The organism is Streptomyces sp. NPDC029674 (assembly GCF_044903205.1).
GTDB lineage: Bacteria > Actinomycetota > Actinomycetes > Streptomycetales > Streptomycetaceae > Streptomyces.
Map to the genome: position 1 here is coordinate 50967 of NZ_JBJDPY010000001.1, position 20813 is coordinate 71779.

Annotated in this window: 16 protein-coding genes; 8 read left to right on the top strand and 8 right to left on the bottom strand. The window is 71.3% G+C overall.

The features are described 5' to 3' along the window. Positions 1 to 64: 64 nt before the first annotated feature. On the bottom strand, positions 65 to 1036 hold the full coding sequence (locus ACI2L3_RS00230; RefSeq protein ID WP_404750670.1) for a hydroxyacid dehydrogenase: 972 nt from the start codon (positions 1034 to 1036) through the stop codon (positions 65 to 67). 386 nt (positions 1037 to 1422) lie between these two features. Here ACI2L3_RS00230 and ACI2L3_RS00235 point away from each other — a divergent pair, with 386 nt between their 5' ends. From ACI2L3_RS00235 to ACI2L3_RS00250, 4 genes are all read left to right on the top strand, one after another. Continuing rightward, positions 1423 to 2277 (top strand): ABC transporter permease, encoded by an 855-nt coding sequence (locus ACI2L3_RS00235; protein ID WP_404750671.1) that lies wholly within the window; start codon positions 1423 to 1425, stop codon positions 2275 to 2277. Positions 2278 to 2306: 29 nt separating this feature from the next. Continuing rightward, entirely contained in the window at positions 2307 to 3170 is an 864-nt protein-coding gene (locus ACI2L3_RS00240) for a carbohydrate ABC transporter permease (protein WP_404750672.1), read from the top strand. A gap of 67 nt (positions 3171 to 3237) precedes the next feature. After that, positions 3238 to 4875, top strand: coding sequence for an extracellular solute-binding protein (locus tag ACI2L3_RS00245; RefSeq protein ID WP_404750035.1), 1638 nt, complete (start codon positions 3238 to 3240; stop codon positions 4873 to 4875). Between the two features lie 126 nt (positions 4876 to 5001). Further along, complete coding sequence (locus tag ACI2L3_RS00250) at positions 5002 to 6066, top strand: LacI family DNA-binding transcriptional regulator (RefSeq protein WP_404750036.1); 1065 nt, start codon at positions 5002 to 5004, stop codon at positions 6064 to 6066. Positions 6067 to 6098: 32 nt separating this feature from the next. Here the strand turns inward: ACI2L3_RS00250 and ACI2L3_RS00255 are convergent, their stop codons facing one another. From ACI2L3_RS00255 to ACI2L3_RS00265, 3 genes are all read right to left on the bottom strand, one after another. Next, complete coding sequence (locus tag ACI2L3_RS00255) at positions 6099 to 6902, bottom strand: alpha/beta fold hydrolase (protein ID WP_404750037.1); 804 nt, start codon at positions 6900 to 6902, stop codon at positions 6099 to 6101. Beyond that, on the bottom strand, positions 6899 to 7597 hold the full coding sequence (locus ACI2L3_RS00260; RefSeq protein ID WP_404750038.1) for a DUF998 domain-containing protein: 699 nt from the start codon (positions 7595 to 7597) through the stop codon (positions 6899 to 6901). Before ACI2L3_RS00260 ends, ACI2L3_RS00255 begins: the two co-directional genes overlap by 4 nt. 76 nt (positions 7598 to 7673) lie before the next feature. Next, a complete protein-coding gene (locus tag ACI2L3_RS00265; protein WP_404750673.1) occupies positions 7674 to 9122 on the bottom strand; it encodes an APC family permease in 1449 nt (482 codons plus the stop codon). An 88-nt stretch (positions 9123 to 9210) separates the two neighbouring features. Here ACI2L3_RS00265 and ACI2L3_RS00270 point away from each other — a divergent pair, with 88 nt between their 5' ends. The 3 genes from ACI2L3_RS00270 to ACI2L3_RS00280 all read left to right on the top strand — a co-directional run bounded on the left by ACI2L3_RS00270 (position 9211) and on the right by ACI2L3_RS00280 (position 13969). Further along, positions 9211 to 10194: a hypothetical protein gene (locus ACI2L3_RS00270; RefSeq protein ID WP_404750039.1), complete on the top strand. Its 984-nt coding sequence runs from the start codon at positions 9211 to 9213 to the stop codon at positions 10192 to 10194. A 175-nt stretch (positions 10195 to 10369) separates the two neighbouring features. Beyond that, entirely contained in the window at positions 10370 to 12085 is a 1716-nt protein-coding gene (locus tag ACI2L3_RS00275; protein ID WP_404750040.1) for a multicopper oxidase family protein, read from the top strand. 123 nt (positions 12086 to 12208) lie between these two features. Further along, the gene (locus ACI2L3_RS00280; protein ID WP_404750041.1) at positions 12209 to 13969 is read left to right on the top strand and encodes an NAD+ synthase; all 1761 of its coding nucleotides are present in this window, start codon (positions 12209 to 12211) and stop codon (positions 13967 to 13969) included. A 126-nt stretch (positions 13970 to 14095) separates the two neighbouring features. Here the strand turns inward: ACI2L3_RS00280 and ACI2L3_RS00285 are convergent, their stop codons facing one another. The 4 genes from ACI2L3_RS00285 to ACI2L3_RS00300 form a co-directional block, all read right to left on the bottom strand. Next, on the bottom strand, positions 14096 to 15310 hold the full coding sequence (locus ACI2L3_RS00285; RefSeq protein ID WP_404750042.1) for an MFS transporter: 1215 nt from the start codon (positions 15308 to 15310) through the stop codon (positions 14096 to 14098). Positions 15311 to 15483: 173 nt separating this feature from the next. Beyond that, on the bottom strand, positions 15484 to 16515 hold the full coding sequence (locus ACI2L3_RS00290) for an endonuclease/exonuclease/phosphatase family protein (RefSeq protein ID WP_404750043.1): 1032 nt from the start codon (positions 16513 to 16515) through the stop codon (positions 15484 to 15486). A gap of 229 nt (positions 16516 to 16744) precedes the next feature. Continuing rightward, a complete protein-coding gene (locus tag ACI2L3_RS00295; RefSeq protein WP_404750674.1) occupies positions 16745 to 17377 on the bottom strand; it encodes a TetR/AcrR family transcriptional regulator in 633 nt (210 codons plus the stop codon). Between the two features lie 51 nt (positions 17378 to 17428). Next, positions 17429 to 19027, bottom strand: coding sequence for an MFS transporter (locus ACI2L3_RS00300; RefSeq protein ID WP_404750044.1), 1599 nt, complete (start codon positions 19025 to 19027; stop codon positions 17429 to 17431). Positions 19028 to 19484: 457 nt separating this feature from the next. Between ACI2L3_RS00300 and panB the strand changes: the two genes are divergently transcribed. Then, positions 19485 to 20366 (top strand): 3-methyl-2-oxobutanoate hydroxymethyltransferase, encoded by an 882-nt coding sequence (gene panB / locus ACI2L3_RS00305; protein WP_404750045.1) that lies wholly within the window; start codon positions 19485 to 19487, stop codon positions 20364 to 20366. Positions 20367 to 20813: the final 447 nt, after the last annotated feature.

Below are 20813 nucleotides of genomic sequence, written 5' to 3' on the forward strand. Positions count from 1 at the left end.
GAAGCGGCGGGCTAGTCGCCCCTACCCCGGCGACGGGGGCCCCGCTCAAGGCCCAGGGGCCAGGTCACGCCAGGCGGGAGAGGTCGCCTCGGAGGAGGCGGCCTCGGAGCTCCGCCCCGGCGACGTAACGTTCGACCTCGGACACCGCGTACTCCCCCAGCCTCCGCACCTCACTCCCCTGAGCCCCCGCGATGTGCGGGGTGACGAGCACGTTGGGCAGTCGTAGCAGGGCGTGCCCCGCGGGCAGTGGTTCGGGGTCCGTGACGTCGAGGAACGCGTCCAGGCGCCCCGCCCCGCACTCCCGCGCCAGCGCCTCCGTGTCGACCAGAGAGCCCCGCGCCGTGTTGATGACGACACCGCCGTCGGGAATGAGCTTCAGCATGTCGGCGCTCAGGAGGCCGACCGTCTCGGGGAGTTGGGGCGCGTGGACCGTGACGATGCTGCTGCGCGCGCACAGGTCGGCGAGATCGACCGGTTCGACGCCGAGTTCCGCCGCTTCGGCGGGTGCGACGTAGGGATCCGTGAGCAGGACGCGGAAGCCCGCGTCCGACGCCCGCAGTGCCGCGATCACGCGGCGGCCGATCCGGGACGCCCCGATGACGCCGACCGTGCGGGCGTCGGCCCCGGCGCGGTCGGTGAAGCGCGGCCAGCCGGCCGCGTACGCGGCGGAGGCCGGCAGCGCCCCCTTCGCCGCGAACGTGATCGCGGCGAGCGTGAAGGCGACCACCGGGTCCGCGTTGGCGTCCGCCGCCGAGGAGACGATGATGCCGCGGTCCCACACGGCCTCCGTCACCATCGGTTTGACGGAGCCCGCGGCGTGGATGACGGCGCGCAGGCGGGGGGCGGAGGTGAGGATCTCCCGGGTCAGGGGCGGGCATTCCCAGCCGGTGATCAGGACTTCCGTCTCGGCTAGGACCGCTCTCGCCCCGGGTGACGTGAGCGTTCCGGAGAGGAGCGGCGGGGCCGGCCGTACGCTGCGGGCGAGCCGTTCGCGTAGATCCGGTGTGAACACGCGCTCCGCGACCTCGGCCCCCATGGCCAGCGCCGCGACGGGCGCGCCGGCGCCACCGTCCCGCTCCCGTTTCCGCTCTCGTCGATCCGCCTGCTCTGCCTGCTCCGCCACGCGTGACCGCCCCTCGTAGTAACCGGTTACCAACCAGCGCCTGGAGGCTAGGACCAATCCGGGATCGTGGTCAAGAGACAGCGGGGTAAGGGGGGTTGACCGGGCGAAGTAACCGCTTTAGATTCCGGGCACCTTATTCCGACGACGGAGGGGTTGCCGTGGCGACGGTGACGAAGGACCGGGCGGAAACCGAGGCGGTGACGCCGCCCGGCAGGTGCGATAACGGGTCAGACAGGACGAAATCTGGTCGCGATACGTTGTGGAAGCGGTTTCAGCGCACCCGTTTCCTCGTGCTGCTCATGGTGCCGGGGCTCGCGTACTTCCTGGTCTTCCACTACGGCGCCTTCGTCGCCAATGCGGTGGCCTTCAAGGAGTACGTCCCCTTCGACGGCCTCTGGGCCAGCCCGTGGGTGGGCACGGAGAACTTCTCGCGGATGTTCGGTGATCCGGACTTCTGGCACGCGACGTGGAACACCCTGTTCATCGCCGTGCTGCAGCTGGTCTTCTTCTTCCCCGCGCCGCTCGCCCTCGCGCTGCTCCTGCACAGCCTGACCTCGGATCTGCTGCGTCGTTTCACGCAGTCCGTGATCTATCTGCCGCACTTCCTGTCGTGGGTCGTCGTCGTGGCGCTCTTCCAGCAAGTGCTGAGTGACACCGGCCTGTTGAACACGTTCCTGAGTGATGCAGGGCTGCACACCGTCGACATCATCGGCAATCCGGACGCGTACAAACCGCTCGTCGTCGTGGAGGTGATCTGGAAGGACGCGGGGTGGGGGACGATCATCTTCCTCGCCGCGCTGATGCAGGTCGACGAGCAGCTGTACGAGGCCTCGGCGATCGACGGGGCCGGGCCCTGGCGGCGCTTCTGGCACGTCACGCTGCCCAGCATCCGGCCCATCATCATCCTGCTGCTGATCATGCGGCTCGGCGACATCCTCTCGGTCGGCTTCGAACAGATGCTGCTCCAGCGGCAGTCGGTCGGCCCGGAGGTCGGCGAGGTGCTCGACACGTTCGTCTTCTGGCAGGGAATCGTCGGCGGCGACACCGGATACGCGGCGGCCGCGGGCCTGTTCAAGGGCGTCGTCGGCGCGGCGCTCGTCTTCACCGCCAACCGGATCGCCCACCGGCTCGGCGAGCAGGGGGTCTACAAGTGAGTGCCGGACACGTCACCAGGCCCGCCTGGATGGAGAAGCCGCGGTTCGCGACCAAGGCCGCCAAGGCGGTCGCGGTGACGGTCGTTCTCGCGCTCGTGCTCGTGCCGTTCCTCGTCATCATCTCGACGTCGCTCGCCTCCAACCAGGAGGTCGTGGACAACGGCGGCTGGGTGCTGTGGCCGAGCGATCCGACGCTGCGCGCCTACCGGACCATCCTCGACGGCGGCATCGTCACCAAGGCGCTCGGCGTGAGCGTCGGCCTCACGGTCGTGGGCACGCTCTTCTCGCTCGCGTGCACCACCTTCCTGGCGTACGCACTGGCCCGCCCCGGCGTCTTCGGCGGCAAGCCCGTGCTGCTGCTCATCCTCTTCACCTTCCTCTTCCCGCCCGGCATGATCCCTGCCTTTCTGCTGGTCAAGGGGATGGGGATGATGGATACGTACGCCGCGCTGATCGCCCCCGTGCTCATCAACGTCTTCAATCTCATCGTGCTGCGCGGCTTCTTCCAGGGGATACCCGAGGAGCTGTACGAGGCCGCCCGGCTCGACGGCGCCGGTGACTGGCACATCCTGTGGCGGATCGTGCTGCCGCTGTCCAAGGCGGCGCTCGCCGTGGTCTCCCTCTTCTACGCCGTGAGCTACTGGAACGCCTGGTTCCACGCCTCCATCTACATGGAGTCCGGCCACTGGCCGCTCTCGCAGGTCCTGCGGACGTACGTCATCGGCGGATCCCAGATCGCCGACACCGGGCTGAGCGAGGCCGGCATGGTCTCCGCCCCGCAGACGACGCAGATGGCCGTCCTGGTGATCGCCACCGTGCCGATCCTGCTCGTCTATCCCTTCCTGCAGAAGTACTTCACCAAGGGCGTGCTCACCGGCGCCATCAAGAGCTGATACCGCAATCCACCCTCCCTCCGCACCCCGTCGTTCAGAAGGGCTCACCCACGTGTCCGGTTCCTCGATGTCGCGGCGTACCGTGCTCCGCTCCATAGCCGTCGGCGGCGCCGCCCTGGCCGCCCCGTCCGTCCTCACCGCCTGCTCGACCGGCTCCAGCGGCGGCGGCGACGTCGCCAACGCCGGCAAGAAGGCGGTGCCCTGGCCGAAGTACACGCCGGCGAAGGGCCCCACTCCCGACCTCGCGCCGACCGCCGAAGGCGTCCAGCCCGGGTACACGAAGTATCCGCGCGAGCTGGTGCGCGCGACGAGCGAGAAGCCGGGCACCGGCAAGCAGAAGATCAAGGTCATGACCATCACCTACGGCACCCCGCCGAAGCCGGTCGGCCGCAACGAGTACTGGCAGGCCGTCAACGAGGCGCTGGGCGTGGAGGTCGAGTTCACCGTCGTGCCGGACGCGGACTTCCGCGCCAAGATGTCCACGCTCATGTCGGGCGACGACCTGCCCGACATGATCAACTTCGGGGGCGGGTACGTCCTGCCGCGCGAGTCGCAGTTCGTGAAGTCGCGGTGCGCCGATCTGAGCGAGCACCTGTCGGGCGACGCGGTCAAGGACTACCCCAACCTCGCCAACATCCCCACGTACGCCTGGGAGGGCATGGGCCGCATCGCCGGGCGCATCTACGGGCTGCCGATCGAGCGCGCCAAGGTGCAGGGCGCGATGTTCATCAACCGTGAGGCGTTCGACAAGGCCGGGTACGAGCCGGGGATGTCCGCGTCCGACTTCCGGACGATGGCGAAGGAGGCCTCGCAGGGCAGGAAGTACGCCCTCGGCGCGTCGGCGGTCGGCTTCTTCGGATACCTGTACCACGCGATGTGGCACGGCGCGCCCAACCAATGGCAGATCAAGGACGGCAAGGTCACCGACATGTACGGGACCGACGCGTTCAAGGCCGCCCTCGAGTACATGGCCGGGGTGCGCAAGGCCGGCTCGTACAACCCCGACGCCACGTCGATCTCCCAGGTCGACCTGAAGACCCAGTTCTACAACGGCACCGTCCGCTCGATGACCGACGGCTGGGGCGCCGTCATCTCCAACGCCCAGGGCATCAAGGACGAGTTCACCCTCGACGTCGCCGAGCCCTACACGGTCGACGGCACGACACCCGTCTACCAGCAGAACCGCGGCTGTTTCGGCTACACCGTCATCAAGAAGGCCTCCAAGGAGCGGGTGCGGCTGATGCTGCGGGTGCTCGACTGGCTGGCCTCGCCGTTCGGCTCGAAGGAGTACGAGCTGATGCACTACGGAGTGGAGGGCACCCACTTCAGGTACAACAAGGACGGCGACCCGGTCGCCACCGAGCTCGGCCTGATCGACTCCAGGACCAACCTGCCCTTCCCGTACCTCATGGACGCGCCGCAGCCCCTGTACTTCCCCGGCTTCCCCGACCTCACCGAGCGGCTGCACGCCTGGGAGAAGAAGGTCGTCCCACTCCTCGTGCCCGACGACCACTGGGGCCTCATGTCGGACACGTACAACCGGCAGGGCGCCTCCATGCAGCAGGTCATCGAGGACGGCGTGACGGCGATCGTCTCCGGCCGCAAGAAGCTATCCGACTGGGACGGCGTCTACCGCAAGTGGCGGTCGCAGGGCGGCGAGCGGGCCGCCGAGGAGTTCCTGAAGGAGTACGAGGCCGCGCACTGACCCGGCGGCGGGGCGCGGGATGATGGGACCGGGGCGGGACAGGCCATGGCGGCCGCAACTCCGCCCCGCTCCCGGCGGGTTGGCCGCCGGACGGCGGTCGACCGATGGCTAGGTGAGGGAGACACAGTGGGTGAGCGGGTCACCATCCGCGAGGTGGCCGCGCGCGCGGGCGTCTCGGTGGCGACGGTCTCGCGGGTGCTCGCGGGCAACTACCCGACGTCCACGGCGTCGCGCGCCAAGGTGCTGCGCGCGGTCAAGGACCTGGATTACGTCGCCAACGCGCACGCGCGCGCGTTGGCGGGCGCGGGCCGCAAGACGATCGCGGTGCTCATGTACGACGTGGTGGGGGCGTTCTACGCGCAGTTCGCGCAGGGCGTGGAGGTCGAGGCCGCCGAGCGCGGCCGCCTCACCCTGGTCGCGTCCACGGGCAGCGATCCGGCCCGCGAGCTGGCCCTGGTCCAGATGATGCGGGAACAGGCCGCCGAGGCCGTGATGCTGGTGGGCGGCGCGGTCCAGGACGACGAGTACCGGCAGCGGATGGCGCGGTACGCCGAGGCGCTCGCGGCGGCGGGCTCCCGGCTCGTGCTGTGCGGGCGTCCTGCGCCGACGCCCGACATGCCGGCGCTGGTCGTCGAGTACGACAACGAAGCGGGCGCCCACGCCGTGACCAGCCACCTCCTGGGCGCCGGCCACCGGCGGATCGCGCTGCTCGGCTACGAGCCGGGCAACACGACCGGCGAGGACCGGCTCGCCGGCTACCTCCGGGCACTCGCCGACCACGGGGTGCCGCGCGACGAGGCCCTCCTCCACGGCGTCGGCTTCGGCCAGAACCACGGCTACCGCGCCATGCGGGACCTGCTCGACGCGTCCGACGGAAAACCCGACTTCACGGCGGTCTTCGCGGGCGACGACCGCGCCGCGGCGGCGGCGATCATCGCACTCCGCGAGTACGGGCTGCGGGTGCCGGAGGACATGTCGGTCGTCGGCTACAACGACGACCCGGTGGCCGCCGACATCACCCCCGGCCTGACGACCGTCCACATCCCCGCGGAGGAGATGGGCCGCACGGCGGTCCGCCGCGCGCTCTCCGGCTCCCCGGCGGCGGGCCAGGAACGCCATGTCCTCGGCACGCACATCGTGATCCGGGACAGTGTGCGGGTGATCCGGTCGCGCAGTTCCCCGCGCCCCTGACGGGCCCGGTTGTCGGGTGTGGGGGCGTTTTGTCACGGTGTTGTCGTCAGGATTGATTTCGCGACGGTGTCCGGGCGGTCGCGCATCACCAGGTGGCTCGACGGCTCGGCGACGTGGAAGGTTCCGTCGAGGTGGTGGGCCAGCCTCCGCTGGCGGGCGAGCCAACGGCGCGAGCCACCCGCGTACGCCGCGAGTACCGTCACCGGAAGCCCGCCCGGCAGGGCCACGTGCCGCCGGAGCGCGGCGAGTTCACGCGCCGCGTCGGCGTACGTCGCGTACTCCATGAGCGCCGCCCGCCACACGCGGCTGCTTCCGTACACCCACGCCCACGGAGTGGGCGCCACCAGCCGCCGAAGCGCGGGCCCCACCGCCCGAGGGAGACCCGTCGCCCGCAACAGCACCCCGCACGCGCGCGTGGCCCCCACCCGCACCCCGCGCGGCAACAACGCCCGCGGCCGCTCCTCGACGCTGGAGTCGACCAGTACAAGCCCTCCCGTACGCCCCGGGTACAACCGCGCGAACGCCTCCGCATGGAAGCCGGCGAGAGAGTGCCCGACCACCGTCACCCGTTCGTCCTCCGCCCCGGGCCGTACCGCGTCGAGGACGCGCAGGATCCGTTCCGCCTCCCCCCGCACCGTGGGCGCCACGCGCGCGTGGCCGCTGAGTCCGAGGCCGGGGCGGTCGAAGCGGACCACGGTCCGGTGCGGGGCCAGCAGCGGTACCACCGGGTCCCAGTCGAACCAGCCGAGCCCGAGCCCGGCACTGAGCACGCACACCGGCCCGGTCCCCATCACCTCGACGTGGTGCGGGACTCCTCCGACACGTACGAAGCTCACTCCTGCCCTGCCTCCGAAGACGGCGCCTTCGCCGCTCTCGACGCCGACCGGGCGAGCATCACCAGCCACACCGCGATCACCAGCACCTGGAGGCGCTGGCCCACCCCGAGCCCCCACGTCCCCCGCCCGGCCTCGAACGCGGCGACGGATGCCAGGGTCCACCCCGTGGCGGCCAGTTCGAGGACGACGAGGAGAGGGCCGGCGCGCGCGAGTGGCGGCCGCGTACCGGCGTGGCGGCGCGCGGCGACCGTGAGCAGCACCATGCCGACCAGCGCCCCGGTGACCGCCAGGCTGCTGCTGAATGCGTGCGCGGAGTGCGTCCAGGGGACGGTGCCCGCCTGCTCGCGCGCGGCGCAGCCCGCGTCGGCGGTCGCCGCGCAGCTGAGCGGCAGCCGGGAGTCGGCCGCCGTCGCCGCCCCGAACAGCGCGAGTCCGGCCCAGCCCGCCGTGGCCCACCGGCTCCGAAGCGGCAGCCGCGCCAGGGCGACCGCCGCGCCCGCGACGACGAGGAGGCCCGCGACGAAGTCCGCGGCGCGGAAGAACGACCCGTACGGCTGGTCCTCGGCGGCGAGCTCGCTGACGTAAGCCGTGCGCGGCGACAGCCCGGTCGCCAGGAACGCCTCGGCCGGCCACGTGCTGTACGCGAGGGCGCCGGCCACCAGGAATACGGCGACGGCGGGCCGGTGCCAGGGCATGGGTACTACGGCCGCCGTCCCGGGAGTCGTGGAGGGCGTCACAGGCGGCGTCGCAGAGGTTGCGTTCGGGCAAGCGCTATTTCGGGGCATGGGCCGGCCGATGCTCGGGGTGGATCCAGCTGGGTTTGCGGAACTTGAGGAAGGCCGCGGGCGCCAGAACCCCGAGCGCGAGGAGGCCGCCGCCGACGATCAGCAGATAGCGCCAGAGCGGCCCCTTCCCGAACTGGTCGGGCGGCACGAAGCCGATGGTCAGCGCGGCGAGCGACGCGACGAATCCGACCGACGCGACGAGCGTCACGGCGGGGACCACGAAGCCGCGTGGTACTTCGGGATGAGATTTCCGCAGCCGTACGACGGCGACGAACATCAGCAGATACGCGATGAGGTAGATCTGCACGGTGATGACGGAGAACATCCAGTACGCACTGGAGACGTCGTCGCTGAAGGCGTAGAGGACACCGATCAGGGTGGTGATCACACCCTGCGCGACCATGATGTTCCGGGGGACGCCCGCCTTGTTGAACTTCTGCAGGACGGGCGGCAGATAGCCCTCCTGCCGGGAGAGCGTCACGAGGCCCTTCGCGGGCCCCGCGAGCCAGGTGAGCATGCCGCCGAGCGCGGCCATGACGAGCATGATCCCGACGACCTTCGTCAGCCAGCCGACGTGGAAGTGGTCGAAGAAGGCCTGGAAGGCCTGCATCAGACCGGCGGTGAGGCTGAGCTCCCCCGACGGCATGACCCAGCTGATGGCCAGGGCCGGAAGGATGAAGATCAGCAGGACGAGGCCGGTGGCGAGGAAGATCGAGCGCGGATACTCGGAGCGGGGGTGGCGCAGCGACGACACGTGGACGCCGTTCATCTCCATGCCCGCGTAGGAGAGGAAGTTGTTGACGATGAGGACCAGGCTGGCGAGGCCGGTCCACGGGGGCAGCCAGTGGTCGGGGCTCATCGGGGCGGCGGACGGATTGCCCTGCCCCAGGAAGACGATGCCGAGCGCGACGAGGACGGCACCGGGGACGAGGGTGCCGATGACGAGCCCCCAGGAGGACAGCCCGGCGACTGTCTTGGTCCCCCGGCAGGTGACCCACACGCCGGTCCAGTAGATGACGACGATGACGATCGCTACGTAGAGGCCGTTTTCGGCGAGGCTCGGATGGACGACGTACGCGAATGTCGAGGCGACGTAGGCGAGCAGGCTCGGGTAGTACGCGATGGTCATGGCGAACTGGCACCAGACGGCGACGAACCCGAGCGGCTTGCCCAGGGCCTCGCTCACCCAGCGGTAGATGCCACCGGACCACCCGGAGGCGAGCTCGGCGCCGACGAGGGCGGTGGGGAGGAGGAAGACCACGGCGGGCAGGAGGTAGAGGAAGACGGCGGCCAGTCCGTAGATGGCCATCGAGGGCGAGGGGCGCAGGCTGGCCACGGACGCGGTGGTCATCAGGGCCAGCGTCAGCCACGAGATGAACTGCCGCGGAATGGCGGGGTCCGGCTCAGGCAGGCTTCCTGCCCCGGTCTGCTCCATTTCATCCCGATTCGTCATGCGCTCATGATCGTCGGAGTGACGGGGACCCGCATGTCGCCGCATACCCGCCGGGGGTAGGGTTTTCCTCATGCCGACCACGAGGAGCCACCCGGGCCACGGGCAGCTACTGCTGCTAGTCGCCCTGCTCTTCGGCATCGTGACCATGCATACGTTGGGGCACCCCTCCGGGGATCCCGGCGGCGGCCCGCATGGGGGCGGCGGCCATGTGGCGGACGCGGGCGCGTCCGCGGTGAGTACCGGTCACGTGGTCGGCGGACCCGGTTCGCCTGCCCTGCGCATGGCCGCTGAGTCCCGCGCGGCTGCCGGTGACATGACCGGCGGGCCCCGGCCGAATGCAGATCCGGATCCTGCGGGCGGTGAACTCCGTGCGGCCGCCGATCACGTGAGCGGCCTGCCCGGTCCGCGTGTGCTGCGCCTGGCGGACGAGCCGCGCACGGCAGCCGGCCACGCGGCCCGCGAAGCCCGGCAGGCCGCCGGTCGCGTGGGCGGCCAGTCCAGTTCGCGCGTGCTGCGCATGGCCGACGAGCCGCGCACGGCAGACGGTCACGCGGCCCGCGAAGCCCGGCAGGCCGCCGGCCACGTGAGCGGCCAGTCCGGTTCCCGCGTGCCGCGCACGGCCGACGAGCCCCCCACGACAGCCGGCCACGCGGCCCGCGAAGCCCGGCAGGCCGCCGGCCAAGAGGTGGGCGGGACCGGTTCGCGTGCCGTGCTTGTGGCCGCGGAACCGCGGCCGGATGCCGTCGCCCACCAGGGCCTCATGAACCCCGGCCGCCACGGCGACCGGGGCGTGGATGAGAGCGCGGGCGGGGCTGCGCCCATGGCCGGCTCCGGTTCCGGGCCGCACGGTGGCGGTATGGCGATGGACCCGTTGTCCGTGTGCCTGGCGGTGCTGGGCGCGTTCACGCTTCTCGCGCTCGTGCGGGCGGGGCTGCTGCGGCTGGGGCCTGGCATCGTCCACCCGCACGTTCCCGGGCGGCTCCTGCACACCCTGCGGCCCAACCCGCCACCGCCCCGCATACTCCTCTCCCGTCTGTCGGTGCTGCGCATTTAGGCCTGCGCACCGGCTGCTTCGCACTGCCCTCGCGGCCCGCGCGGCCGGCGCTGCTCGCGCTGCCCGCCGAACTCGTGGTGTCCCAGTGGGAACCCGCGGGTGCCGAGCGGTGTACCAGAAGCAGCAGATGCGTCCGTTCATCTGCACGCACCACACGACGAGGTGTCACTCAGTCATGCGTAACGAAGCTTTTCCGCACGTTCCCTCACGACCCGCGCCCTCCCTACCCGCCCCCTCCCGGCGCACCTTGCTCGGCGCCGCTGCCGCCGTCGCCGGGGCCGGAGTCCTGACGGCCTGTTCCGACTCGGACCCGGACGGCGGTCACAGCGGGCACGGCGGAAGCGGCGGAAGCGGCACCTCCGGGTCCGAGGGTTACGTGGACCCCGCGGGCAAGGAGGTCGCGGCCGCCGAGAAGGAGCGCGGCCGGGGCGGCCGGACCCGCGAGGTGAGGCTGACCGCGGTGGAGGCCAAGCTCGACCTGGGCGGCCCCACGGTCAGGACGTGGACGTACGGGGACCGGCTCCCCGGCAAGGAGCTCCGGGTCACCGCCGGCGACACCCTCGCCCTCACCCTCGCCAACCACCTCCCGCAGCCCACCTCCCTGCACTGGCACGGCATCGCTCTGCGCAACGACATGGACGGCGTCCCCGGCCTCACCCAGCAGGACATCAAGCCCGGAGCGGACTTCACCTACCGCTTCGCGGTGCCGCACCCGGGGACGTACTGGTTCCACCCGCACTCCGGCACCCAGCAGGACCGCGGGCTGTACGCACCCCTGATCGTCGAGGACCCGAGGGAACCGCTGAAGTACGACAAGGAGTGGGTGGTCGTCCTCGACGACTGGGTCGACGGAGTGGACGGCTCGACCCCGGACGGCGTCCTCGCCGAGCTGAGCAAGGGCATGGCCGACCACGACATGGGCGGCGAGGACTCGGGGGGCCACGGTGGCCACGGCGGTGACTCCGGCCGCTCCAGCCACGACATGTCGAATATGTCGAGCAGGTCGAGCAGGTCCCATGCGGCCGCACGCACCGCCCCGTCACCGAAGCCGTCCGGCCCCTCCCGCATGATGATGGGCGCCAAGAGCGACCTCCTGGGCGGCGACGCGGGAGACGTGGCCTACCCGCACTATCTCGTCAACGGCCGCACGGCCCAGGCACCTTCACAGTTCCGCGCCCGCCCCGGCGACCGCATCCGCCTGCGCATCATCAACGCCGGCGGGGACACGGCCTTCCGCGTGGCGCTCGGCGGACACGAGATGACGGTGACGCACACGGACGGCTTCCCGGTGCGGCACGCGAAGACGGAGGCGCTGCTCCTCGGCATGGGCGAGCGGTACGACGTACTGGTCACCGCCAAGGACGGCGTCTTCCCGCTGACCGCGGTGGCCGAGGGCAAGAAGGCGGCGGCGCTCGCGGTGCTGCGCACGGGCGGCGGGGCCGCGCCCACCGCGTCGACCCGCCCCGAGGAGCTGACGGGCCGCCTCCTGACGGCCGACAAGCTGCGGTCGCACGAGTCCGTCGCCCTGTCCTCCCGCAAGCCGGACCGCACGGTCGGGCTGCGGCTGACGGGCAGCATGGCCAAGTACGACTGGGCTTTCGACGGGAAGCCCTACTCCCCCGGCCGGCGCCACCCCGTCCGCGCGGGCGAGCGGGTCCGCCTGACCTTCGCCAACTCGACCTCGATGTGGCACCCCGTGCACCTCCACGGCCACACCTTCGCCCTGGCGAACGTGCCGGGCGGGCCTCGCAAGGACACCGCGATCGTCCTGCCGAACGGCAGCCTGACAGTGGACTTCGACGCGGACAACCCGGGCCTGTGGATGATCCACTGTCACAACGTCTACCACGCGGAGGCAGGGATGATGACGGTCCTCGGCTACCGCAGCTGATCGGCCACCGCAGCTGATCAGCTGCCGCAACGAAAGGCCGGTGTTCCCGGACCCGCCCCCCGGGAGCACCCCCACCGCCGCCCCAGCAGGGCATCGCGTCGCTCTGACGATTACACTGATTCCGTGCCTCAACTACGCCTCGCTCTGAATCAGATCGACTCGACCGTCGGCGATCTCGCCGGGAACGCCGAGGCGATCGTCCACTGGACCCGGCACTCCGCCGAGCAGGGGGCGCATCTCGTCGCGTTCCCCGAGATGGTGCTGACCGGCTATCCCGTCGAGGACCTCGCGCTGCGTTCGTCCTTCGTCCAGGCCTCCCGGGAGGCGCTGCGCGCGCTCGCGGTGCGGCTGCGGGACGAGGGGTTCGGCGAGCTGCCGGTCGTCGTCGGCTACCTCGACCGCACCGAGGAGGCCAAGCCGAAGTTCGGCCAGCCCGCGGGCGCGCCGCGCAACGCGGGGGCGGTGCTGTACCGCGGGGAGTGCGTCCTGACGTACTCCAAGCACCATCTGCCCAACTACGGCGTCTTCGACGAGTTCCGTTACTTCGTGCCGGGTGAGACCCTGCCGGTCGTGCGGGTGCACGGCGTCGACGTCGCGCTCGCCATCTGTGAGGACCTCTGGCAGGACGGCGGCCGCGTTCCGGCGACGCGCAGTGCGGGGGCGGGGCTGCTGCTCTCCATCAACGCGTCGCCGTACGAGCAGAACAAGGACGACCAGCGTCTCGACCTCGTGCGAAAGCGCGCGCAGGAGGCCGGCTGCACCACCGCGTACCTCGCGATGATCGGCGGGCAGGACGAGCTGGTCTTCGACGGCGACTCGATCGTCGTCGACAAGGACGGCGAAGTCATCGCCCGTGCCCCGCAGTTCTCCGAGGGCTGTGTCGTCCTCGATCTCGACCTGCCGGCCGCCGCGCCCGTGCCGCCGTCCGGTGTCGTGGACGACGGTCTGCGCATCGAGCACGTCACGCTCTCGGAGGAGCCCCTTCCGGCGTACGAGGCGGAGCTCACCGGTGGGTATGCCGAGCGGCTCGACGACGACGAGGAGATGTACTCGGCGCTCGTCGTGGGACTTCGCGCGTACGCCGCGAAGAACGGTTTCAGCAGCGTCCTGATCGGCCTCTCCGGCGGCATCGACTCGGCGCTCACCGCCGCCATCGCCTGCGACGCGCTGGGCGCGCAGAACGTGTACGGCGTCGCCATGCCGTCCCGCTACTCGTCCGACCACTCCATCGGCGACGCGGAGGAGCTGGCGCGGCGCACCGGGCTCAACTTCCGGACCGTGCCGATCGCGCCGATGTTCGACGCGTACATGGGTTCGCTGGGGCTCACCGGGCTCGCCGAGGAGAACCTCCAGTCGCGCCTGCGCGGCACGATGCTGATGGCGATCTCCAACCAGGAGGGGCACATCGTGCTCGCGCCGGGCAACAAGTCGGAGCTGGCGGTGGGGTACTCGACGCTCTACGGGGACTCCGTGGGGGCGTACGGCCCGATCAAGGACGTGTACAAGACGTCGATCTTCCGGCTCGCCGAGTGGCGCAACCGCGCGGCGCGGGAGCGGGGGCAGACGCCGCCGATCCCGGAGAACTCCATCAGCAAGCCGCCGAGCGCCGAGCTCCGCCCCGACCAGGTCGACACGGACTCGCTCCCCGACTACCCGGTCCTGGACGCGATCCTCGAGCTCTACGTCGACCGGGACCAGGGCGCCGACGCGATCGTGGCCGCGGGGTACGACCGGGAGCTGGTCGTCAAGACGCTGCGGATGGTGGACACCGCGGAGTACAAGCGGCGGCAGTACCCGCCGGGGACGAAGATCTCCGCGAAGGGCTTCGGCAAGGACCGCCGCCTGCCCATCACCAACCGCTGGCGCGAGTCCGCCTCCGGCTGAGGGGTGGCGGTGTACTGAGCCGCCGCTTCGCGGCGGATCTTCTTCCCACCCGCCCACCCACCCACCCGTCGGCCCCGCACCGGACGAGGCCGTAGGGGCGCCGCCCCCGGGTGGGTGGTCGGCCGGTCAGTGGCGGGCCGGCTCGCGCTGCTCGGCCGACGAGGCCACCACCCGCTCCGTACCCGGTACGGGACCGCGCCGCAGGTCCACCGCGTACGCCAGGCCCGCGACCCCGAGGCCCAGGACCGCCAGAAGGGCGCCGGTCACCGCCGGGGACGTCACGCCGAAGCCGGCCGCGAGGGCGAGGCCGCCGATCCAGGCACCGCCCGCGTTGGCGAGGTTGAACGCGCCCTGGTTGGCGGAGGACGCCAGCGACGGGGCCGCCGACGCCTTCTCCATGACCATGAGCTGGAGCGGCGAGCCCGTCGTGAACGCCGCCATGCCGAGCAGGGCGACACCGATGGCCGCGCTCCACCCGGCGCTCATGAGCAGCGGGAAGAGGGCGAGGACGACGGCCAGCGCCGTGAGACCGCCGAAGAGCGTGCCGCGCAGGGAGTGGTCCGCGAGGCGCCCGCCCAGCAGGTTGCCCGCCGTCGCGCCCACGCCGAACAGGGCGAGGAGCAGCGTGACGCTGGACTCGGCGTAACCGGCCGCGTCCGTCAGCATCGGCGTGATGTAGCTGTACGCCGCGAAGAGCGCCCCGAAGCCCGCGACGGTCGTGCCGAGCGCCAGCCACACCGGGAGGCTGCGCAGCGCGCGGAGCTCGCCGCGCAGTCCCGCCGCGTCGCCGTGGCCGTGGTCGGCCGGGACCAGGAGGGCGAGCGCGGCGATGGCCGCGAGCCCGATCGCGCTCACCGCGAGGAACGTGGCGCGCCAGCCGAGCTGCTGGCCCATCGCCGTGGCCACCGGCACGCCGACGATGTTGGCGACGGTCAGGCCGAGGAACATCAGGGAGACCGAGCGGGCCTTGCGCTCGGGGGCGACGAGCCCGGTGGCGACGACCGCGCCGACGCCGAAGAACGCGCCGTGCGGCAGCCCGCTGAGGAAGCGGGCGGCCATCAGCAGGTGGTAGTCGGGGGCCGCCGCCGACAGCGCGTTGCCGACCACGAAGAGCACCATCAGGCCGATGAGGACGCGGCGGCGCGGGAGCTTCGCGGTGACGGCGGCGAGCAGCGGGGCGCCGATGACGACGCCGAGCGCGTACGCGGAGACCAGGTGTCCGGCGGTGGGGATGGACAGGTGCAGGTCGTCGGCGACGTTGGGCAGCAGGCCCATCATCACGAACTCGGTGGTGCCGATGCCGAAGGCGCCCACGGCGAGGGCGAGCAGGGCCAGGGGCATGAAGAAGTACCTTCCACGGAACGGGGGCGGTGCGGTGTGGGGGGTGTGGTGCGCGGTGCGATGCGCGCTGCGAAAGAAAGGGGAATCCGTAAGTTTACGTACGGAACAAACCCTCGCCCACCCAGTATTCCGTGAGATCGCGGCCGTGCGGTCACCTGCGGACCACGCGGACGTTACGAGGAGAGGTCGACCCGCGCCGCGATCGGCAGGTGGTCGCTGCCCGTCTCGGGGAGCGTCCAGGAGGAGACCGGCTCGACGCCCTTGACCATGATCTGGTCGATGCGCGCCATCGGGAACGACGCGGGCCAGCTGAAGCCGAAGCCGTCGCCCGCCGCGCCCTGCGTGGAGCGCATCTGGGAGGTGACCGCGTTCAGGGCGCGGTCGTTCATCGTGCCGTTGAGGTCGCCGAGCAGGACGATCTTGCCGAGCTTCTCGTCGGCGATGGCCTCGCCGAGCGCGTCGGCGCTGTTGTCGCGCTGGTTGGCGGTGAAGCCCGCGTCGAGCTTCACGCGCACCGAGGGCAGGTGCGCGACGTAGACGCCGACGTCGCCCTTGGGCGTGTTCACCGTCGCCCGCATCGCGCGCACCCAGCCCAGTTTGATGTCCACGGGCTTGGCGTCGGTCAGCGGATACTTGCTCCAGAGGCCGACGGTGCCCTTCACCGAGTGGTACTTGTACTCCCCCGCCAGCGCCTTCTCGTACGTGGGGACGGCGTCCGCGGTGAGCTCTTCCAGCGCGATGACGTCGGCGCCGGACGAGGCGACGTCCTGGGCGGTGCCGGTGGGGTCGGGGTTGTCCGCGTTCACGTTGTGCGTGGCCACGGTCAGGTCGCCGCCGGTGCCGCCCGACTTGCCGGTGATCAGGCCGCCGAACGAGTTGAGCCAGATGATCACGGGCAGCAGCAGGGCGATCAGCGCGGTGGCGGACTTCCGGACCACCGCGACGACCAGCAGCACCGGGATGAAGAGGCCGAGCCAGGGCAGGAACGTCTCGGTCAGGCTGCCGAGGTTGCCCACGTTGTTGGGGATCTGCGCGTGGAAGAGCATCACCAGCGCGATGAGGACCGCGGCGCCCGCCGTGACCAGTCCGCGCCGCCAGATGCCCGGGTCGCCCCGCCAGCCCTCGAGCAGGCGGCGGAACCGGGACCCCGGACGCTCGGGGCCCGAGCCGCCGCTGCCCGTCTCCGTCATGTACGCCTGCGCCATACTCTCGTCGCCTCACTGCCTGCCGTGCACACCGTCTGTCCCGCCCCCTGAAACCCTAGGCGATGATCCGGTGTCGTCCCTGCCGTCCACGACGGCCGTACAGGGTCCAGGACGACCGGGGCGGCGCGAGGGGTTCCTGATCCACCGGGGTGAGCGCTCTCTGTGACGAAACGCGCATATCCGCGACCGCCGGGCCGCGGAGAACGTGCGCCGGTTCGAAGACAGGCTCTCACTTCGCGGGCCGCAGCCCCTCCAGGACCGTGTCGACGATCCGCTCCGGGAGGCCGTCGTCGAGCGGCGCGCCCTGCCGCAGGATCGTGCGGAGCAGCATGGGGCCCACGAAGAGGTCGTTGGCCGTCTCCACGTCGATGTCCGGGCGCAGCTCGCCGTCGGCGATGCCTCGCCGCAGCACGTCGAGGATCACGCGGCGGCGGGGCGCGACGACCGTCTCCTGGTACGCCTCCGCCAGCTTGGGCAGGGTCTTCATCTGGGCGAACACGTTGTGCAGGAGGGCCGAGGAGCGGATGGTCAGGCCGCGGCGGCGGAGCCCTTCCAGAACGCAGACGAGGTCGTCGCGCATCGAGGTGCCGGGCGGTACGGGGTCCGGTTCCTCGAAGGCGCGCAGGACGTCCACGAAGAGGGCCTCCTTGCCGTCCCAGCGCCGGTAGATGGTGGCCTTGCCGACGCCGGCGGTGCGGGCGATCCGCTCGATGGACAGCTCGCTGAGCGAGACGCCCTCCTCCAGGAGCCGCACCACGCCCTCGATGATCGCCTGCTCCACGGCCTCGCTCCTGGGCCGCCCCCGGCCACTCCTGGCCAGGGGCGCTCCCTTCGCGATGCCACCGTCGCCCGCGACCCGCACGCCCACGTCGTCTCTCCCTCTTCCCGCACCGGCTGCCGCGCCGATTCTGCCTCAGCGCCCGGTGGCGCTCACCGGCTCGTCCGCCTTCTCCGGCAGGCCGGGCTCCGCAGGCGTACGTCCCGGCAGGAAGAGGAAGACGACCAGTGCGCCGAGCACGGCGACGCCCGCGCCCCACACCGCCGTGACGTGCATGGCGTGCAGAAAGGAGTCGTTGGCCGCGGCGATCAGGGGCTCGCCCTTGGGGCCGAGCTTCGCCGCGACGCCGAGGGTCGCCTCGATGGACTCGCCCGCGGTGTGCCGGGCCCCTTCGGGCAGCACGGCCAGCTGGTCCTCGACCCCGTTCCGGTACGCCGTGGAGAGCACGGAGCCGAGGACCGCGATGCCGAGGGCGCCGCCGACCTGCCGGAACGTGTTGCTGAGCGCGGACGCGGAGCCGGCCTTCTCGCGCGGCAGGGCCTGCATGATCACGACGCTGGTGGGCGTCATGATGTGCGCCATGCCGGTGCCCATCAGGAAGAAGACGACTTCCAGGAGCCAGATCGGCGTATCGGAGTCGAAGAGGGTGAAGGCGGTCAGGGTCGCCGCCACCAGGAGCAGCCCGCCGGTGCACACGGCGCGCACGCCGAAGCGGTCGACGACGAGGCGGGCCCGGGGCGCGAAGATCAGCTGGGCCACCGCCAGCGGCAGCATCAGCAGACCGGTCTGCAGCGGCGAGTAGCCCCGCACGCTCTGGGTGTAGAAGACCGAGAAGAACGTGACGCCCATCAGCGCGAAGAAGACGAGCGCGATGGCGCAGATCGCCGCGGAGAACACCCGGTTCTTGAAGTACGTGACGTCGACGGACGGGTGGTCGCTGCGCTTCTCGTGCAGGACGAAGACGACCAGGACGGCGAGGCCCGCGCCGACGGTGCCGAGGACGGCCGGGTCGGTGAAGTCGGCGAGCTGGCCGCCCTTGATGATGCCGTAGACGAGCAGCACCAGGCCGATGACGGAGAGGGCGACGCCGAAGAGGTCGATCCGGCCGGGCCGCGGGTCGCGGGAGTCGGGCACCAGCCAGACCATCAGGGCCAGGGCGACGAGCACGATCGGTACGTTGACGAGGAAGACGGAGCCCCACCAGAAGTGGTCGAGCAGCACGCCGCCGGTGATGGGTCCGATGGCGATGGCGAGGCCGACGCCGCCCGCCCAGATGCCGATGGCCTTGGGCTGCTCCTCGCGCTCGAAGACGTTCATGAGGACGGCGAGGGTGGCCGGCATCACGAAGGCCGCGCCGAGGCCCATGACGGCCCGGAAGGCGATGAGCTGGACGGGCGAGCCGGACATCGCGGCGAGCGCAGAACCGATGCCGAAGACGACGAGCCCGCCGAGCAGGACCTTCTTGCGGCCGAGCCGGTCGCCGAGCAGGCCCGCCGTGAAGAGCAGGCCCGCGAAGACGAGGGTGTAGGCGTTGATGGCCCATTCCAGCTCGCTCTGGGTGGCGCCCAGGCCGGTCGGGGCGGGGGTGGAGATCGTCTTGATGGCGACGTTCAGGATCGAGTTGTCGAGCACGACGATCAGCAGGCTGAGCATCAGCACCCCGAGGATCGCCCACCGGCGCCGGTGGACGGCTTCGGGGACGCGGGAGGGGGCCGGCATGGCAGGGGAATCCATGCGGGCCAGCGTAAAGCTGTTCCGATACGAGACCGTCTCGTATTGGAAAGGCTTGCCGAACGGTATAGCCCCGCTTTACCCGTCCCCACCCGTCCGACCCAGGCCTAGGGCCTGTCCGGCGGATCATGCCGCGGGGCGCGGGCCCTGGCACTTCCCCAAGCTCTCGGCTTCGCTCGAGCAGGGGAGACCCCAACCCTGCGGCGTTGTCGTCGGTTGTCAACTCCCCCAAGCTCTCGGCTCCGCTCGAGCAGGGGGCACCCCCATCGCGTTGCCGCCCTCCTCCGCCTTGCATCTCGACGCACCAGACCCCGCTCACCTGCACCGAAACGTGACCGCCACCCCACCGCGACCTGATCCGCCGGACAGGCCCTAGCTTCTCAGCGGCACGTGGTGTCACCATGGAGGTGATCCGGGGACGCCGTCAGGGCGCCTCGAGATGACAGAAGGAGCCGTTGCGATGACGCAGCTTTCGGCTGCCCAGAAGAGCGCCGCCACCCCGCAGAGCCCCGACAGCAGCAAGGCGCTGTACGGCGGCAAGGGAACCCGGCGCATCACTGTGCGCGACATCACCGCCGCCAAGGAGCGCGGCGAGAAGTGGCCCATGCTCACCGCCTACGACGCGATGACCGCGTCCGTCTTCGACGAGGCGGGCATCCCCGTCATGCTCGTCGGCGACTCGGCGGGCAACTGCCACCTCGGGTACGAGACGACCGTGCCCGTCACCCTCGACCAGATGACCATGCTGTCGGCCGCGGTCGTACGGGGCACTTCGCGCGCCCTGATCGTCGGCGACCTGCCGTTCGGCTCGTACCAGGAAGGCGCGGTCCAGGCACTGCGCTCGGCGACCCGGCTCGTCAAGGAGGCGGGCGTCGGCGCGGTGAAGCTGGAGGGCGGCGAGCGCTCCCTGGCCCAGACCGAGCTGCTCGTCCAGTCCGGCATCCCCGTCATGTCGCACCTCGGCCTGACCCCGCAGTCCGTGAACACCATGGGCTACCGGGTACAGGGCCGCGGCGACGAAGCCGCCCACCGGCTCCTCAACGACGCCAAGGCCGCGCAGGACGCGGGCGCGTTCGCGGTCGTCCTGGAACTGGTCCCGGCCGAACTGGCCGCGGAGGTCACCCGCTCCCTGCACATCCCGACCGTCGGGATCGGCGCGGGCTCCGAGTGCGACGCGCAGGTCCTCGTCTGGACCGACATGATGGGCCTGACCGGCGGCAAGATGCCGCGCTTCGTCAAGCAGTACGCGGAGTTGCGGAACGTCATGGCCGGGGCGGCGAAGGCGTTCGCGGAGGATGTGGTGGGCGGGGCGTTTCCGGCGCCGGAACACGCGGTCCACTGAGGCCGTGGGGGCGAACCGTCCCCTGACACCCGCCCGGACGTCCGCCCGTACGTCAGCCTCACCCGCCGCCCCAAGGTCCGTCCCGACCTCCGCCTGAGACCATCGCGGCACCACGGCAGCCCGTCGATTCCCCCGTCGACGGGCTGCCCTTTCTCGCCCGTGGGCGGTTCGGCGCCCCCGTCTCGCCGCTCCGCCTCGCGTCGGCGGCTGCGGGCCGCGGAGGCTGACCTGTCCCGCCGCTTCGCGGCGGATACCTCCCACCCACCCACCCGTTTGCCCCGCACCGGACGGGACCGTAGGAGCACCTACCTGCACCTTGCGTCGCCGGGCGAACGGGCGGGTGGGTGGGGAACATCCGCCGCGAAGCGGCGGGACAGGCAAGCCACCCACCGGGGGGCGGAGGAAGAAGCCCCTACCTCCACCCTGCGTCGCCGGGCGAACGGGCGG